Raw genomic sequence first — 15,848 nt, forward strand, 5'->3', positions numbered from 1 at the left:
CTGTCGTTAGTCACGACAAATACCGCTGGGTTACGCTGCGCCTGGAGCCCAACAAGGAGGTTGCCCATGATCACCGCCACCATCAGCCTGGAAGACCATCTGGCCGCACAGCGCCTGCATGCGCGTCAGTCGTCCAAACGTGTGATGGTGTTTCTGGCTGTTCTGCTGCTGGTCGGCGTAGTGGTGCTGCAACTGAGTGACGCGAACGAGATCATTGGCCAGGTGCTGATCGGCAGCGGTGGCGGCGGGTTGATCGGCCTGGCGCTGTTGCACGTGTGGGGCCTGCCACGGCGGATCAAACGCCTGCACGCGCAGCAGGCCGCGCTGCGGCATCCCTACACCTATGCATGGGACGAGAACGCACTGGAAATCACCTGGGCGGACGGCCATCTGCGTCGCCCCTGGTCCGATTACATCCGCATCCGCGAAAACGAGCGGGTGCTGCTGCTGTACCACAACGACCGGCTGTTCGAGCTGTTCTGCCCGCACTGGTTCGCCGACAGGGCGCAGTACGAGGCGTTTCGTCAGCTGGCGGTGCAGGTGGGAAAGACGTCCAAGGCGTCCTAAGCGCGGCAGTGCTGCTCAGCTGCTGCCGTGCTGTTCGGCCAGTAGCCAATCGCGCAACCGGCGCCCGGCGTCGCTTTGCGGCCGCGAGCGTAGCCGCGTCAGCCAGTAGCGCCCGGCATCGATGGCGATCGGGAACGGGCAGACCAGGCGCCCGGCATCCAGGTCCTGGCGAAACATCGGCAGCGGCAACAACGCCACGCCGGCACCGGCTGCCGCTGCGCTGGCCAGGGTGAGCGACGAATCGAACATGGTGCCGCGCGCGGGCACCTCCGTCACACGCGCCGCGCGAAACCACTGCGGCCACTCATCCAGACGATACGAGCGCAGTAACGGCACGCGCGCCAGATCCTCCGGCACGCCCAAGCCGCGCGCCATTGCCGGCGCACACACCGGCGCAAAGGGCGCTTCCATCACCGCTTCGGCAACCTGGCCCTGCCAGTCGCCATCGCCGAAGCGGATGGCCAGATCCAGGCCTTCTCCGGCCAGGTCGACGCGGTTGTTGTGGGTGGACAGGCGCAGCTCGATATCCGCATGCGCTGCATGAAATGCCGCCAGCCGCGGCAACAGCCAGCCGGTGGCGAAGGTGCCGACCACGCCCACGCTGAGCACCTCACGGTAACGGCCATTGGCGAAGCGTTCCAAGGTGGCGGCGATGCGGTCGAAGGCCTCGCCGAGCACCGGTGCCAGCGCGGCGCCTTCGTCGGTCAGTGCCACCCCGCGCGGCAGGCGGTGGAACAGGCTGGTGCCCAGCTGCTGCTCCAGCGCCTTGATCTGGTGACTCAGCGCGGCCTGGCTGACGCACAACTCGTTGGCCGCGCGGGTCAGATTCTGATGGCGCGCGGCGGCTTCGAACGCGCGCAGGGCATTGAGCGGCAGGCGGGGTCGGGGCATGGGCAGAGATTAGTCCAATTCATGCCTGAGATCGAAACATCGCGATGGTCGGCTGCGTCGTGCGCATCGATACTGCGGGCTCTCTCAAGGAGGCAACCGCATGTTGAATCGGCGACAGTTCCTGTACGCAACCGGCGCGGGCGTGCTGCTTGCAGCGTCCAGACCCGCGTGTGCGCTCACCCCCGCGGTGAACGTGGACGACATGCTGCGGGCACGGTGGGCGCAGATCGAACGTGGCACTGGCGGCCGCCTGGGCATCTGCCTGCTCGACAGCGCCACCGGCAAGCGCCTCGGGCAGCGCGAGGACGAGCGCTTTCCGATGTGCAGCACCTTCAAATTTGTGTATTGGCTGCCGCGGTGCTGCAGCAGGTGGACCAGGGCAAGCTGACGCTGGCACGGCAGGTCAAGATCCGCGCTTCCGACATGCTCGAGCATGCCCCGGTGACCGAACGCCATGTCGGCGGTTCGCTGAGTATCGGCGAACTGTGCCGGGCCACGATGATTTACAGCGACAACCCTGCCGCCAATCTGTTGTTCCCGCTGGTTGGCGACCCGGCCGGCGTGACTGCATTCCTGCGCGGCATCGGCGATGCCCAGACCCGCACCGACCGCTACGAACCGGAGATGAACCGGTTCGCCGCCGGCGACCCCCGCGATACCACCACGCCTGCGGCAATGGCGGCCACGCTGCGCACGCTGCTGCTTGGCGACGCGCTGCAGCCAGCCTCGCGCAAACAGCTGACCGACTGGATGATCGACAACCGCACCGGAGACGATTGCCTGCGTGCGGGGCTCACGGCCGGCTGGAAGATCGGCGACAAGACCGGCAGCAACGGCACCGACACGCGCAACGACATCGCCATCCTCTGGCCGCCGAAGGGCAGGGGGCCACTGCTGCTGACCACGTACTTGAACGGCGCCAAGGTCGACGACGCGGCACGCGATGCGGCGTTGAAGGCGGTGGCAGTTGCGGTACGCGAGAGCATCGCAGGTTGAGTGCAACCGCCAACTGTTTTCCACGTTTCATTCGCGTGTGAACCCACGACGTGCTCGCTGTTACCTGTCGGCTTTTCAGCAGTTCACAGCGCAAATCAAGCTGCGTCATTGGTGTGCGGCGGTTGCGCTGTTGTTTGTGCATGGGCTCGTAATGGCCGCTGCCTGGCAGCCAGCGCCTGGCTAGGTCGAGATACCGCTCTGGCCGCAAGCGGTGCCTGATGCGGTTTGCCATCCGAAGCCAGCGGCGGTGGGCATCGGCGAGGGGCGCTTCCCATGGACCAAGGTGAGCGCTGTCATCCGCCCGACAATGACGGTCTACGCGCCCAAGGGTCGCAACACCCGTGCGGCGGTGCTGGTGTTCCCCGGCGGTAGCGATCAAGTCCTGGCCATGGTTCTGGAAGGGACGGACATCTGCTGCGTTCGGCCTGCGCGCGGCCACACTGCCGATCGCACATGGGCCGCCGCTGGTGGAAACCTGGTCAGCGATGGTTGCCCTGCCGGACGCACCTGGCGCGCGCTGAGTGCAACCGTGCGCAAGCCCGCCGACCGCGCAGCCATCTGCACGCTCAGCGCATTCAGAGCCGCAAAGGCTTGGAGCGGCTACCAAAACGTAGCGAGTAGTCGTCCGGCGGATGTGGACCTTGCGCTCGGAACCGCCGTGTACGCGTGGGACATGCCGCACCTGGCGTCGACCGCGCACGCGTGGCGGAGCGCGCAGTCGTTGGGTAAGCCGCTCTTAATCGAGTGCGCCGGTCAAGACAGGCAGCTCTTGCTGCAGCCGCGCCGGCCCACCCATGGCCGGGTCGCTGACGCTGTCTGCGCCGGTTTCGATGCGCCCGGCCAGACGCTGGGCCACGCCGTCGTGGTTCACCCACAGGTCGTACCAGCCGCCGGTTGCCGCCGCCTTCCAGTGCCGCTGTTCAGTGGTGCCGGGTGCAATGCTGAGGCGTTCGTGCGGCTGTGCGGCTGCGTACGCGCCCGGTTGCAGCTCCACCTGCAGGGCCGTGCTGCCAGCATTGCGCAGCGATAGCGACACGGATGCGGAATCGTTCGGATCCCGCGCCATCTCGGCCACCAGCAGCGGTGCACCCACATCGCCCCGATAGTGACGATGGAAGCCGTTGGGACCGAGCAGCCACAGATCGTAGCGGCCGTCGTAGGTGGTCCACGTGCCGTCCACGGTGGCGCCATTCCCCACCGTATAGCGGCGCGGAATTGCGGCCAGATCGAAGCGGTCGTGGACATGCAGCACCGCCGCCGCGCCCGCGTTGGCCATGCGGAGGTTCACTTCGCCGCGCTCGGGCAGGTAGATCAGCTCCACGCTGGGACGATACGGCAGCGCGCGAGAGCGGCGCACGCCGAACGGTTGCTCGGGCGGCTGCAACGTGGCCGGCAACGGCGGCAGTGCGTGCTCGCGCAAGGCTGCTGCGCGCGCTGCGGTTGCGCCGACATCGGGCAGCGCGGCGGCGAAGGGGCGCGCATCGGTCTGGCGGAAATCGAAGGCGTTGGTCAAGTCGCCGCACACCGCACGCCGCCAGGGCGTGATCTCCGGCGCAGGCACGCCGAAGCGGCGTTCCAGCAGACGCAGCACCGAGGTGTGGTCGTACACCTGCGAATCCACCCAGCCGCCGCGGCTCCATGGCGAGACCAGATACATCGGCACGCGCGGGCCAAGCCCATACGGCCGCCCGCGTAGCGCGGGAAGATCCACTTTCTGTTCGCCCGGTGCCGGGTGGCGGTGATAGTCGTCGTCGGTGGCAATCGTCGATGCGCCGGCAAACCCGCCAGTTGCGCGTGCATCCGGCGACGGTGGCGCGGGCGGCGGCACATGGTCGAAGAAGCCGTCGTTCTCGTCGAACATCACCAGCAAGGCGGTGCGACTCCACACCGCCGGATCGGCAGTGAGCGCATCCAGCACGCGTGCGGTGTAGGCCGCACCCTGGGCGGGGCTGGACGGATCCGGATGCTCGCTGCCGGCCGCATCGGCAATGATGTAGCTCACCGCAGGCAGGCGCCCGCCCAGTACGTCCTCGCGCAGCTGCGCCAGACCGCGCGTGCTCACGCCACGCGCGCGCAGTTGCGGGTCGTGTCCGGGCGCGGCGCTGTACGCCTGTCGAAATGCCGCAAAGCCGGCCAATGGGTTGTCGGTGAAGTTGTCTGCCATGTCCTGATAGATCTGCCAGGACACACCGGCGTGCTGCAGCGCCTGGACGTAGGTGCCCCAGTGATATGGCTCGGCAAAACCGCCCAGTTCCGCAAAGTTGTCGTGCGAATTGCCGATCACCGGGCCGCCTGCGCGCGCCTGCGGATCGTTGCCGCCGGTCCACAGGAACACGCGATTGGAATTGGTGCCGGTCTGGATCGCAGCGTGGTACGCATCGCAGACGGTAAAGGCATCGGCCAGCGCGTACTGGAAGGGAATGTCCGCGCGCGTGTAATAGCCCAGCGCATGATTGTGCTTGGCGGCGGCCCAGTGCCCGAGCCGGCCATGGTCCCAGGCCTGTTGTGCATCCGGCCAGCTATGCGGGGTGCCCTTGACGCGCATGAAGCCGAACTGCGCGGCGGTGTCCAACGCGAACGGCGTCAGCCACTGCCGGCCGTCCTCGCTGGGTTGCAGCCACACCGTGCGCGCCGGTGCGCCCGGCAAGGGCGGCGCAGGAATCGGGAAACGGTCGCCGAACCCGCGCACCCCGGGCAGCGCGCCGAAGTAATGATCGAACGCGCGGTTTTCCTGCATCAGGATCACCACATGCTGAAGATCCTCCAGCGTGCCGTTGCGGCGGTCCGGCGCGATGGCGGCGGCGCGCGCGATGCTGGGCAGCAATGCGGCCGCGCCGCTGGTGAAGCCGGCTTGCAGCAGGCGGCGTCGGGGCAGATCGATCATGTGGGCTCATCGCATCGGAAGGACCGCTCGCACCGATGTCTGGTGCGGGCATCGCATAGCATGGCAGTTCACCGTTACAGGTCCAGCGTCAGGGTCAGGCCCACGGTGCGCGGTGCGGCAATAAAGGCGCTGTCGCTGCCGTCCACGCCTTCCAGATAGCGCTTGTCGGTGAGGTTGCTGACGTTGAGCGCCAGCTGCAGGCCTTTGAGCTGCGAGGTCAGTTGCGAAAGCTCCACCCCCAGATTGGCATCGAAGGTGGTCACGCCATCGAGTGCGGCGCGGTTGGATGCGTCCAGGTAGCGCTTGCCCAGGTAGCGTCCGGAGACACCGAAGCGCCATGCCTGACCGCGCCAGTCGGCCGACACCACCAGCGTATTGCGCGGTTGGCCGACCACCTGTGCACCGGGCGTGATCTCCAATGCGGTATCGCGCGCGGCATCGCCGCTGCCGAGATAATCGGCCTTGTTGTAGGTGTAGGCGCCATTGATGCGCCAGCCGTTGTCCCAGCCGTAGCCCAGCGCTGCTTCCACGCCGCGCGCATGCACGCCGCCGAAGTTTTCGTACACGCCGTCGGTTTCGCCCAGGTAATCGATACCGGTGACGAAGTTGGCCGGCACATACACGATGCGGTTGTCGAAGCGAATGTCGTACAGCGTGACGCTGCCGGTCAACGGCCAGCGGCTGACACGCAGGCCGAGTTCGATGTTGTCGGCGGTTTCCGGTTTCACCCGGCTCAGTGCGACCGGGTCGGTTTCGCCCAGCACGCCGGACGGAATCGCGGCGAAGTTCTGCGAGTAACCGGCAAAGGCTTCCAGGCCCTGCACCGGTGTCGTCCAGGTCAGGCCGGCCGACAGCAGCGGGTCGGAATGCGAATCCGATTGCAGGTGCTGCGCATCGCCGATGCGGCGGTCGCGGGTCTGGTCGACGAAGAATTGCTTTACGCTTACGCGCCAGGCGAATGCGCCATAGCGCATCACGTCTTCCAGGTAATACATCTGCTCGTCGGTCTGGTAGTTATCCTTGAACTGCACCCAATACGGCTGATGATCGAAGCTGATGTTGGTGCCGACGTTGAGCAGGCGGTGCCAGTCGCGGGTGACGCTGCGCTCAACGCGCTCCAGCCAGGCACCGGCACGCACGGTGTTGTCGATGGCGCCGAGATCGGTCCGCCATTCCACATCGGCCATCGCGCCGGCGCGGTGATTGTCGTAGTGGCTATGTCGATACGATTGCACTGGCACCGAACCGGCCGGATAGCAGGCCGGATTGGATTGGGCCGGCATCGCATCGCTGCCGGCACAGCCGGCCAGCATGGTGGCAGCTGCGCCGCCGGGGGTGAGGTAATACAGCTTGCCCAGATCGCTGCCGCCATACACGGTGTTGCCGCCACGCGCCTCGGATTCCGGCATGCCGGCGCCATCGTTGCTGACATCCACCAGATACGGCGGAATCCAGTCGCCGCGCCCCTGCATGCGGTGGGCATAGCCGGTCAGCGTGGTCTTGAAGCCGCTGCCGCCATCAAACGCGCCACGCACGTAGCCAAACGTATTCTTGCGTAATGCACGCGAGCCGGAGCGATAGTTCTGGTCCAGATACGGAATGCCGGTGAGCGTGCCGGTCAGCAGGTCGTGCTCGGGGTCGCGTGCGAATTGCTGCGGGGTCACGCTGGCGTATTCGGATTCGTCGGCATCGTCGTAAGAGGCGTAGCCGCTGAGCGTCCACTGATTCAACACGCTGACGAACTTGCCGGCCAGGTGATCGCGGCTGGTGTGGCCGCTGCCGTCGATCCAGTCGTCGTTGCGTGCCGACGAGCCACTGACCCATGCACGCGTATTGCCGCCGATCAGGCCGGTGTCGTAGCGCGCGTAGTACTTGCGCGCCTGGTTATCGCCAATGCCGCCGATCACGCGCACACGCTGCGTTTCCAGCGGTTCGCTGGTGAGGTAATTCAAGGTGCCGCCCAGCGCCTCGTTGGAGCGCGAGGCGATGTCGGCGGTGCCCTGGCTCACTTCCACCGTTTCCAGATCCGGCATGTCGATAAAGCGGTTGGCCTTGGAGCCACCGCCGTACGCCGAGCCACCATTGGGCACGCCGTCGATCGTGGTGCCGATCTGCTGCGTATCGCGATTGCTGACGAAGCCGCGCATGCTGATTTGCGTGCCCCAATCCGACGAGCCGAAGGCATCGGCTTCGGTCACCACCACGCCGGGCAGTTCGTTGAGCGCATCGTTGACGCTGCCGAGCACGAACTGGCGGTCCAGCATCTCCTTGCTGACGGAGGTCTTGGAATAGGTCATTGCCTGGCCGACCACTTGCACCTGATCCAGCGTCGATACTTGCTCGTCAGCGCTGGCCGGTACGGCTGCGGCCGGGTCGGGGGTTGCGCCGTCGGGAACCTGCTGTGCGTACGCGGGCAGGGTGAGCGGAACCAGCAGTAACGCGAGCGTGGCAGGATGGCGCACGCGCAAGGAGGACATCGAATCCATTGAAATCCACAGCGGGGAAGGGGATCTGGGAAGACTGCCGCGATTGCGTTGCGTGATGATGACCGCGCTGGAAGCGTGGTCTCGATCACTCGTTGGATGTTCGCAGCCTGGGTTGTGAAGCGACGACTGTTTAGTGCTGTTTGGATGTTTCCAGGCGCGCTAACGAAACCGTTGGGCGAAGCGGGTTTGGGTTTGGTCAGCGGGTTGAGTCAGAAGCTGAGTCGGTCGCGGGCGCGGTGCCCTCACCGCTTGCGGGACACGCCGTCAACCCGTCCATGGGGGCTCGATGCGGCATCCATGCCACCAACGGTCCCGCAAGCGGTGAGGACACCGCGCCAGACGGTTTCCTGGCTGTTTATTGAGAGCTATGCGCACCGACCAACTCGACTGGTCCTTGCCCGCTTACCGTCGCGGGACCCTTGGCGGCATGGATGCCGTCACGGAGCTGACAAGGACGTACTTGCAGCGTGTCCCGCAATAGTTGGCGTGCAAGGGCCCTGCAGCCAAGCAACAGATCATCCGCCTGCCGCCGACGCAGCAACAGCATTCAATCGCTTTTCAGAGCGCGCAAAGTGTCGGGATTTATCGAAGCAGTGCTGGTCGCAGCCGCACCTCTGCAGTCCGCTGATCGAACCGTTCAAGCATCCTGGAAAACAGCGCGAAACAGTGTTGTCAGCGGTGCCTGGCGTGCGGCGGCGCTTCGGTCTGCTGTGTTTCCGGCATCAACTCCAGTGCTGACGGCGTGGTGCGCAGCATCGGGCGGAAGGCGATCGGATGGGTGCGGCGGCGGGCGAAGCGCAGCAGCCGCGATAGCGTGAATCCAGCCAGTGCCAACAGCATCACTGCGAAGTACACCGGCAGCGCGGCCGGGCCGAATTTCTGCATGGCACCGCCCGCCAACGCCGGGCCGATCGCCGCACCTACGCCATGCACCAGCAACAAGCTGCTGCTGCCGGACAGCAGGTCTTCGCGCGGCAGGTAATCGAGCATGTGCGCCACCGCGAACGGGTACAGCGAAAACGCCAACCCGCCATAGACGAAGAACAGCACGAACAGCACGGTGGTCTGCGTCTGCACCATCGGCAATGCGGCAGCGATCGCGATGGCAGCGGCCAGCGCGCTCACGGTCACCAGGCCGATGCGGCGGTCATGCCCATCGCTGATGCGCCCGATCGGCCACTGCAGCACCGCACCGCCCACGATGGCGGTGAGCATGAACATCGCCACGCCGTCGGCATCCAGTCCGATGCGGTTGGCGTAGACCGGCAACAAGCCCCAGAACGCACCCATCGCCAGGCCCGACAGTCCCGCGCCGATGGTTGCCACCGGCGCCAACGCGTACAGCGTTTTCAGTCGCAGGCGCGAGACATGCGGCACTTCGGGCGGAATCAGGCGCGTGGTCATCACCGGCATCATTGCCGCACAGATCAGGATCGCCGTCAGCGTGAACATCGCCGGTGCGCCCGCATCGCCGATGGTGAGCAGGACCTGGCCCAGTGCCAGCGCCGACAGATTGATCGCCATGTAGACCGAAAACACCCGGCTGCGCCGACGCGCGTCCGGCTCGGCGTTGAGCCAGCTTTCGATCACCGTATACAGGCCGACCAGCGCCGCGCCGGTCACCAGGCGCAGCACGCCCCAGCCCCAGGCGTTCAACCAGATCGGATGCAGCAACACCGCAATGGCCGCCAGCGCCGCATAAAACGCAAATGCGCGGATATGGCCGATGCGGCGAATCAGCGGTGGTGCAAAGAAGGTGCCGAGAAAGAAGCCGGCGAAGTAGCCGGACATGATCAACCCCAACGCCCGCGCATCGAAACCGGCCTGATCGCCGCGCACGGCGAGCAGGGTGCCCAGCAACCCGCTACCGGTGAGCAGCAGGGCAACGCCAAGCAATAAGGCAGTCAACCGCAACATGGATGCGGCCCTCGTGGGGGGAAAGGCGCGTCGATCACGTGTTCGAGTGTAGCAGCCTGGTCGGTGCGGCTCGATCGGCGCCGTTGGCGCGTGCGCGTTTTTAGCGATTGCGTGGGGATGTGATTGCCGCAGCCCGCGGTTTTGTGGTTGCGCATTCGTTGCGTTGCTTGGGTGCGCAACCCATGCATGCGTGGCGCGCATGGCGCGCACGCAGAGGGGGCGTGCGCCGCACTCGCCGCCATGCTGCCGCCAGCCATGCCTGCGCGTAGCGTGGTACGGCATTGCGTCGGTAAGCCAGCGCATCGACATGTGCGGCTGTCGAAGCGGCCATCGCGCATTGCCGCCGTCGCCTGGCGCCGGCCATGTACACGCATCAGCGGCGGCCCGCTGCCCGTCGCCAGGCACTGCACTTGCCAGCCCGCATGCGTCTAGAATTTGCGCCCCTTGCAACGTCTTCGGCTGATCCTTGCCATGCCCATCTACGGTTTCCAGTGCACTACCTGCGGCCACGCATTCGACCGCCTACAGAAAATGGCCGACCCCGATCCGCAAACCTACCCGGCCTGCGCCGCGGCCACGATCAAGCGCCAGGTCACCGCGCCGTCTTTCCGCCTGTCCGGCAGCGGCTGGTACGAGACCGACTTCAAGTCCGCCGGCGAGAAAAAGAAGAACCTCACCGAAAGCAGCGGCACCGGTGGCGATGCCAAACCGGCGGCGACCGCGGAGAGCAAGCCAGCCGCCAAGCCAGCGTCCGACCCCGCCTGAGCCGGACCAGCGCGCCGCAGCCGCTGGCAGGGCGGAAGTCCCAACCCCTGGACCCAGCCGCACGCGGCGCGCCCATTCGCTGCCTCAGCGCGCCTCGAAACGCCCCCGGCAGCCATCGTTGACCCACACCGTGGCGCGACGATCGTCGTATCCCCAGCTGCGGCCTTCCTCACAGCGTGTGTCCGATAACTGGCGGGTCAGTACCGGGCGGCCATAGCGGCCATCCCAGGCGCAGGCGCGCAGGCGCCGGTCGTCGCTGGCGCAGGTGATGGTGTAGCCGTTGCCGGGGCGGTCGTCGCGGCCGCCATAACCGCCGTCCCAGCCGCCGCCGCGGGCCTGTGCGAATTCGCCCCGGCAGCCGTCGTCCACCCAGATCCGGCCGCCCTCCTGGCGCCAGTTGCGGCCTTCCACACAGGGTGTGTTGGAGAGTTGGCGCACCAACATGGCGCGGCGCCAGCCGGTATCGCAGATCTTCTGACGCTGATCGTTGCTCTCGCAGCGCACCGTTCCAGCGACCCCGCCAAAGTCGCCGGGGCCATTGCCGCCGCCCCAGCCGCCGCCGTTGCGGGTTTCGACGAAACGGCCGCGACAGCCGTTGTCCACCCAGATCCGGCCGCGCTCGCTGCCCCAGTTGCGGCCTTCGATGCAGCGCGTGCCAGAGATGTTTTCCACCAGTACCGCGCGGCCGCGGAACGGCGTATCGCACTCGCGACGGCGATTGTCGTTGCTGGAACAGGTGATGCTGGGGCCGTTCCAGCCGCGCTCCTGGGCGCTGGCAGTGACGCTGGCAAAGGCGCCGGTCAAGGTGATCAGGCCGAAGCCGGAGAGCAGCAGGGCAGTGCGCAGCATCGTGTCGTCCTTGGTGCAGGAGGGGCGTGGCGCCTATTCAGCCGGGCGCTGACTTAAGCGCCCATGAGCGCCCGCGCATTTGCTCCTGTCGCCCGCCGGCCCCAGAATATCCGGCTTTCCGGCGCTGTCCTGCGTCGGGTTTTCAGCGGAGCTTTCGATGCGTACCCACTTCTGCGGCCTGGTCGACGAGACCTTGATCGGCCAAACCGTCACTCTCGCCGGCTGGACCGACGTGGCCCGCAACCTGGGCGGGGTGTGCTTCATCGACCTGCGCGACCACGAGGGCATCGTGCAGGTGACGGTGGAACCGGTGGCCGGCGACGACGCCAGCGCAGAGCTGTTCAAGGTGGCCGCCAGCCTGGGCTACGAGGACGTGTTGCAGGTGGAAGGTGTGGTGCGCGCGCGGCATGCGGTCAACGACAAGCTGCGCAGCGGCAAGGTGGAAGTGATCGCCACGCGCATCAGCATCCTCAACAAGGCCGCGCCGCTGCCGTTCCACGCGCGTGAGAATCCGGGCGAAGAAACCCGCCTGAAGTACCGCTATCTTGACCTGCGTCGTCCGGAGATGCAGCGCATGCAGCGCACCCGCATCAAGCTGGTGCAGGCGCTGCGCCGGCATCTGGATGCGCGCGACTTCCAGGACATCGAAACCCCGATCCTGACCAAGGCCACCCCGGAAGGCGCGCGCGACTTCCTGGTGCCGGCGCGCATGCATCCGGGCGAATTCTATGCGCTGCCGCAGAGCCCGCAGCTGTTCAAGCAGATCCTGATGGTGGCCGGCTTCGACCGCTACTACCAGATCGCGCGCTGCTTCCGCGACGAAGCGCTGCGCGCCGACCGCCAGCTGGAATTCACCCAGCTCGACATGGAGTTCGCCTTCGTGCGCGAGCGCGACGTGCAGGATTTCGTCGAAGACATGATCCGCGCCATCTTCAAGGAAGTGGTGGACGTGGACCTGGCTGCGCAGTTCCCGCGCATGACCTGGGCCGAGGCGATGCGCCGCTTTGGGTCGGACAAGCCGGATCTGCGCATCGCGCTGGAACTGGTCGACGTGGCCGAGCTGGTCAAGGCCAGCCAATTCCCGGTGTTCACCGCTGCCGCCAACGATGCCGATGGGCGTGTCGCCGCGCTGCGCATTCCCGGTGGCGCCAGCCTGTCGCGCAAGCAGATCGACGAATACGCAGCGCACGCCGCCAAATACGGCGCCAAGGGCCTGGCCTACATCAAGCTGTCGGAGACCGGCGAGGTCAGTTCGCCGATCGCCAAGTTCTTCAGTGAAGAATCCTTCGCCGCGCTGCTCAAGCATGTGGGCGCCGGCAATGGCGACATCGTGTTCTTCGGTGCCGGCGGCTACACCAAGGTGTCCGACTTCATGGGCGCGCTGCGCCTGAAGGCCGGCAAGGAGTTCAACCTGATCGCCGACGGCTGGGCGCCGCTGTGGGTCACCGACTTTCCGATGTTCGAATGGGACGAAGAGGCGCAGCGTTACGTCGCCTTGCATCACCCCTTCACCGCACCGGCGGTGGACGATATTGCCGACCTGCGCGCCAATGCCCGCACTGCGGTCTCGCGCGGCTACGACATGGTGCTCAACGGCAATGAAATCGGCGGCGGCTCGATCCGTATCCATCGCCCGGACATGCAGAGCGCAGTGTTCGAACTGCTCGGCATCGGTGCCGAAGAGGCGCGCGCCAAGTTCGGCTTCCTGCTGGATGCCTTGAACTATGGCGCACCGCCGCACGGCGGCATCGCCTTCGGTATCGACCGCATCGCCGCGCTGATGGCCGGTACCGAGTCGATTCGCGACGTCATCCCGTTCCCCAAGACCACCGGCGCGCAGGATCTGATGACCGACGCCCCGTCGCCGATCGCTGCCGACCAGCTCGCCGAAGTGCACGTGCAGGTGCGCCCGAAGCAGGTCTGATCCGCCATCGCACACGGCCACGCCCGTTGCGTGGCCGTGTGCGCTCATGCGCAGCGAGCAGTTTGCGCGCAAGGCTTTGCCGGCCGGTCCGCGCTGCACTCAGCGCGCGGATCGAACAGCTTCACGCGCAGCTCGCGTGCGTAGGTCGCTCCCCCCAAATCTCGCACGGCGACTTTCCTAAAACCTCAGTACCTGCAGAGGAACTGCGCGCAGGCTCAAGCAGGCGATGCAGCGCTTTTTGTGCCACTCCATCGCACATGTCAATAAGACCTCAGGGTGCTCACACCACCAGCCGAGCAGACGCATCCAGTGTCCGGCGCGCAGGGCGCTCGACAATTCCCGATTCCCGATTCTCCATTCCCCACTTGCAGCAACGCCGCGGCATGCGAGAAGCTGCCGCGTCGACTTGCCAGAGGGGCCCGCATGACCCGCATTCGCCGCGCCACGCCGGACGATGCCGAAGCGCTGTCGCTTCTGGCCGCGCAGACCTTTACCGAAACCTTCGGGCATCTGTATCCGGAAGAGGACCTGCGCGGTTTTCTGGAAGAGACCTATGCCGTGGAGCGCGCGCGGACCGTGCTGGCGCACCCGGATTACGCGATCTGGCTGCTGGAGATGGACAACCTGCTGGTCGGCCATGCGGCCGCCGGCCCCTGCGGACTGCCGCATGACCAGGTGCGTCCCGGCGATGGGGAGCTGAAGCGGTTGTATCTGCTGAAGGACTATCAGAACAGCGGCTGGGGCAGCCGATTGTTCGAAACCGCACTGCAATGGTTGGAGCGCGACGGTCCACGCACCTTGTGGATCGGCGTGTGGTCGGAGAATTTCGGCGCGCAACGCTTCTACGCCCGCTACGGATTCGAAAAGGTGGGCGAATACGATTTTCCGGTTGGCAAGATCGTCGACCGCGAATACATCCTGCGGCGCAGGCCGGTGCTGGCAGCGGACTGAACGCACCAGTGCTGCCGCCGGTTGCCATTGCGCGTTGGCCCTGGCATCCAGCGCGCACCGCACACGCAGCTGACGCCCTCTGCCGGTAACCATCTCAGTGTCCAGCGCATCACCCATTAGCCCGGCGCCGCCGCGGCGCAGTCCCCGCGAGGAGGCGAGCGCCGCGACCGCCGACGTGCTGCTGGTGCATGGCATCTGGAACACCGCGCACTGGCTGCTGCCATTGGCGCGGCGGATGCGTGCCCACGGGCTGGCGCCTGCGCTGTTCGGTTACGCCAGCGTGCTCGGCGGCCCCGCGCATGCGGTGCCGCATCTGATCGAACGCCTGCGCGCCAGCCGCGTGCAGTTGGTGATCTGTCACAGCCTGGGTGGGCTGATGACCCTGCAGGCATTGCAGGATGCGCCCGACCTGCCGGTGCGTCGCGTGGTCTGCCTGGGCTCGCCGTTGTGCGGCAGCGCCGCCGCGCGCGGGCTGGCGCAGCGTGGCGGGCGATGGGCGATGGGCCGCAGCGCTGCGATCTTGCAACAGGGTTTTGTGCGCTGGGACGGCCAGGCCGAGATCGGCCAGGTGGCCGGCAACGTGGCGCGCGGGATCGGTCGCTGGCTCGCCCCCCTTGAAGGTGACTCGGACGGCACCGTGACGCTGGCCGAAACCCGCCTGCCCGGGCTGCGCGACCATTGCGTAGTGCGGGCAAGCCACAGCGGGCTGTTGCGCTCGCCCGAAGCCGCCGCACAGGCGCTGGCCTTTCTGCGCACCGGCCGCTTCCAGCCGTGAACATGCGCCGGCGGATGGCGCTGCCCCGGTGAAGGCAGGCAATCAGGTAAAATCCGCGCCCTGTCATTGAAGCCAGTCTGGAACCACCCATGGGTAGAGGTCCCTCGATCGAAGGCCGCAAGAACGCCTCCGACGCCAAACGCGGCAAGATGTTTACCAAGATCATCCGCGAGATCAGCGTGGCCGCCCGCGCCGGTGGCGGCGACCCGTCCAACAATCCGCGTCTGCGCACCGCCATGGACAAGGGCCTGTCGTCGAACATGTCCAAGGACGTGATGGAGCGCGCCATCAAGAAGTCCACCGGCGAGCTGGAAGGGGTGGAATACGAAGAAGTGCGCTACGAGGGCTACGCGCCCGGCGGCGTGGCGGTGATCGTGGACTGCCTGACCGACAACCGCGTGCGCACCGTGGCCGATGTGCGCCATGCCTTCAGCAAATGCGGCGGCAACATGGGCACCGAGGGCTCGGTGGCCTTCATGTTCAAGCGCCTGGGCGTGCTGAGCTTCGCTGCCGGCATCGATGAAGACACCCTCACCGATGCCGCCATCGAAGCCGGCGCCGACGATGTGGTGGTGTACCCGGAAGACGGAGCCATCGACGTGCTGACCGCCCCGGACGCCTTCGCCCAGGTCAGGGACGCCCTGGTCGCTGCAGGGCTGGAACCGGCACACGCCGAAATCACCTTCCGCGCCGACAACGACATCGCCGTGGACGGCGATACCGCCGTGCAGGTCCGCAAGCTACTGGACATGCTCGAAGACCTGGACGACGTGCAGGACGTGTATTCGAACGTCGATCAAGCGGCGCTTGGCGCCTGAGGCGCCGGGAATCGGGAATGGAGAA

General features: G+C 66.5%; 11 protein-coding genes, 1 other RNA gene and 2 pseudogenes. 8 read left to right on the forward strand and 6 right to left on the reverse strand.

What is annotated here, in order from left to right; all coding sequences use genetic code 11:
• Positions 1-66 precede the first annotated feature (66 nt).
• The gene (locus J7367_RS05830) at positions 67-567 is read left to right on the forward strand and encodes a YcxB family protein (protein WP_007964933.1); all 501 of its coding nucleotides are present in this window, start codon (positions 67-69) and stop codon (positions 565-567) included.
• A gap of 15 nt (positions 568-582) precedes the next feature.
• On the opposite strand, the gene ampR is transcribed toward J7367_RS05830, so the two are convergent.
• A complete protein-coding gene (ampR, locus tag J7367_RS05835; RefSeq protein ID WP_057659617.1) occupies positions 583-1,458 on the reverse strand; it encodes a LysR family transcriptional regulator AmpR in 876 nt (291 codons plus the stop codon).
• A 100-nt stretch (positions 1,459-1,558) separates the two neighbouring features.
• On the opposite strand from ampR, the pseudogene bla reads away from it, so the two are divergent.
• Both bla and J7367_RS05845 read left to right on the forward strand, forming a co-directional pair.
• A pseudogene (gene bla, locus J7367_RS05840) lies at positions 1,559-2,454 on the forward strand (class A beta-lactamase).
• Between the two features lie 151 nt (positions 2,455-2,605).
• A pseudogene (locus J7367_RS05845) lies at positions 2,606-2,869 on the forward strand (alpha/beta hydrolase); the annotation flags it as partial.
• 183 nt (positions 2,870-3,052) lie between these two features.
• On the opposite strand, the gene J7367_RS05850 reads toward J7367_RS05845, so the two are convergent.
• The 4 genes from J7367_RS05850 to J7367_RS05865 all read right to left on the reverse strand — a co-directional run bounded on the left by J7367_RS05850 (position 3,053) and on the right by J7367_RS05865 (position 9,741).
• Positions 3,053-3,129, reverse strand: a non-coding RNA gene (locus J7367_RS05850) — sX9 sRNA.
• Between the two features lie 61 nt (positions 3,130-3,190).
• The gene (locus J7367_RS05855) at positions 3,191-5,338 is read right to left on the reverse strand and encodes a phospholipase C, phosphocholine-specific (protein ID WP_057659613.1); all 2,148 of its coding nucleotides are present in this window, start codon (positions 5,336-5,338) and stop codon (positions 3,191-3,193) included.
• Positions 5,339-5,412: 74 nt separating this feature from the next.
• The gene (locus J7367_RS05860) at positions 5,413-7,884 is read right to left on the reverse strand and encodes a TonB-dependent receptor (protein WP_176214990.1); all 2,472 of its coding nucleotides are present in this window, start codon (positions 7,882-7,884) and stop codon (positions 5,413-5,415) included.
• 612 nt (positions 7,885-8,496) lie between these two features.
• Positions 8,497-9,741, reverse strand: a complete 1,245-nt coding sequence (locus J7367_RS05865) for an MFS transporter (RefSeq protein WP_022558716.1) — start codon at positions 9,739-9,741, stop codon at positions 8,497-8,499.
• 471 nt (positions 9,742-10,212) lie between these two features.
• Between J7367_RS05865 and J7367_RS05870 the strand changes: the two genes are divergently transcribed.
• Positions 10,213-10,506 carry a zinc ribbon domain-containing protein gene (locus tag J7367_RS05870; RefSeq protein WP_057659608.1) on the forward strand — a complete coding sequence of 98 codons (294 nt, stop codon included), beginning with the start codon at positions 10,213-10,215 and terminating at the stop codon, positions 10,504-10,506.
• A gap of 84 nt (positions 10,507-10,590) precedes the next feature.
• On the opposite strand, the gene J7367_RS05875 is transcribed toward J7367_RS05870, so the two are convergent.
• Entirely contained in the window at positions 10,591-11,355 is a 765-nt protein-coding gene (locus J7367_RS05875) for a DUF3011 domain-containing protein (protein ID WP_007967215.1), read from the reverse strand.
• Positions 11,356-11,512: 157 nt separating this feature from the next.
• On the opposite strand from J7367_RS05875, the gene aspS reads away from it, so the two are divergent.
• The 4 genes from aspS to J7367_RS05895 all read left to right on the forward strand — a co-directional run bounded on the left by aspS (position 11,513) and on the right by J7367_RS05895 (position 15,823).
• A complete protein-coding gene (gene aspS / locus J7367_RS05880; RefSeq protein WP_057659606.1) occupies positions 11,513-13,279 on the forward strand; it encodes an aspartate--tRNA ligase in 1,767 nt (588 codons plus the stop codon).
• A gap of 423 nt (positions 13,280-13,702) precedes the next feature.
• A complete protein-coding gene (locus J7367_RS05885; protein ID WP_005913643.1) occupies positions 13,703-14,230 on the forward strand; it encodes an N-acetyltransferase in 528 nt (175 codons plus the stop codon).
• Between the two features lie 97 nt (positions 14,231-14,327).
• Complete coding sequence (locus tag J7367_RS05890; RefSeq protein ID WP_057659605.1) at positions 14,328-15,005, forward strand: alpha/beta hydrolase; 678 nt, start codon at positions 14,328-14,330, stop codon at positions 15,003-15,005.
• Positions 15,006-15,094: 89 nt separating this feature from the next.
• Positions 15,095-15,823: a YebC/PmpR family DNA-binding transcriptional regulator gene (locus J7367_RS05895; protein ID WP_017156656.1), complete on the forward strand. Its 729-nt coding sequence runs from the start codon at positions 15,095-15,097 to the stop codon at positions 15,821-15,823.
• Positions 15,824-15,848: the final 25 nt, after the last annotated feature.

Source organism: Xanthomonas sp. D-36-1 (assembly GCF_017746155.1).
In the GTDB taxonomy this organism is placed as follows: Bacteria; Pseudomonadota; Gammaproteobacteria; order Xanthomonadales; family Xanthomonadaceae; genus Xanthomonas; species Xanthomonas cissicola.

Excerpts from the sequence above, each read along its gene's own strand:
- J7367_RS05830 (WP_007964933.1), top strand. The coding sequence starts at position 67 with ATGATCACCGCCACCATCAGCCTGGAAGACCATCTGGCCGCACAGCGC.
- ampR (WP_057659617.1), bottom strand. The coding sequence starts at position 1,458 with ATGCCCCGACCCCGCCTGCCGCTCAATGCCCTGCGCGCGTTCGAAGCC.
- J7367_RS05855 (WP_057659613.1), bottom strand. The coding sequence starts at position 5,338 with ATGATCGATCTGCCCCGACGCCGCCTGCTGCAAGCCGGCTTCACCAGC.
- J7367_RS05865 (WP_022558716.1), bottom strand. The coding sequence starts at position 9,741 with ATGTTGCGGTTGACTGCCTTATTGCTTGGCGTTGCCCTGCTGCTCACC.
- J7367_RS05870 (WP_057659608.1), top strand. The coding sequence starts at position 10,213 with ATGCCCATCTACGGTTTCCAGTGCACTACCTGCGGCCACGCATTCGAC.
- J7367_RS05875 (WP_007967215.1), bottom strand. The coding sequence starts at position 11,355 with ATGCTGCGCACTGCCCTGCTGCTCTCCGGCTTCGGCCTGATCACCTTG.
- aspS (WP_057659606.1), top strand. The coding sequence starts at position 11,513 with ATGCGTACCCACTTCTGCGGCCTGGTCGACGAGACCTTGATCGGCCAA.
- J7367_RS05885 (WP_005913643.1), top strand. The coding sequence starts at position 13,703 with ATGACCCGCATTCGCCGCGCCACGCCGGACGATGCCGAAGCGCTGTCG.
- J7367_RS05895 (WP_017156656.1), top strand. The coding sequence starts at position 15,095 with ATGGGTAGAGGTCCCTCGATCGAAGGCCGCAAGAACGCCTCCGACGCC.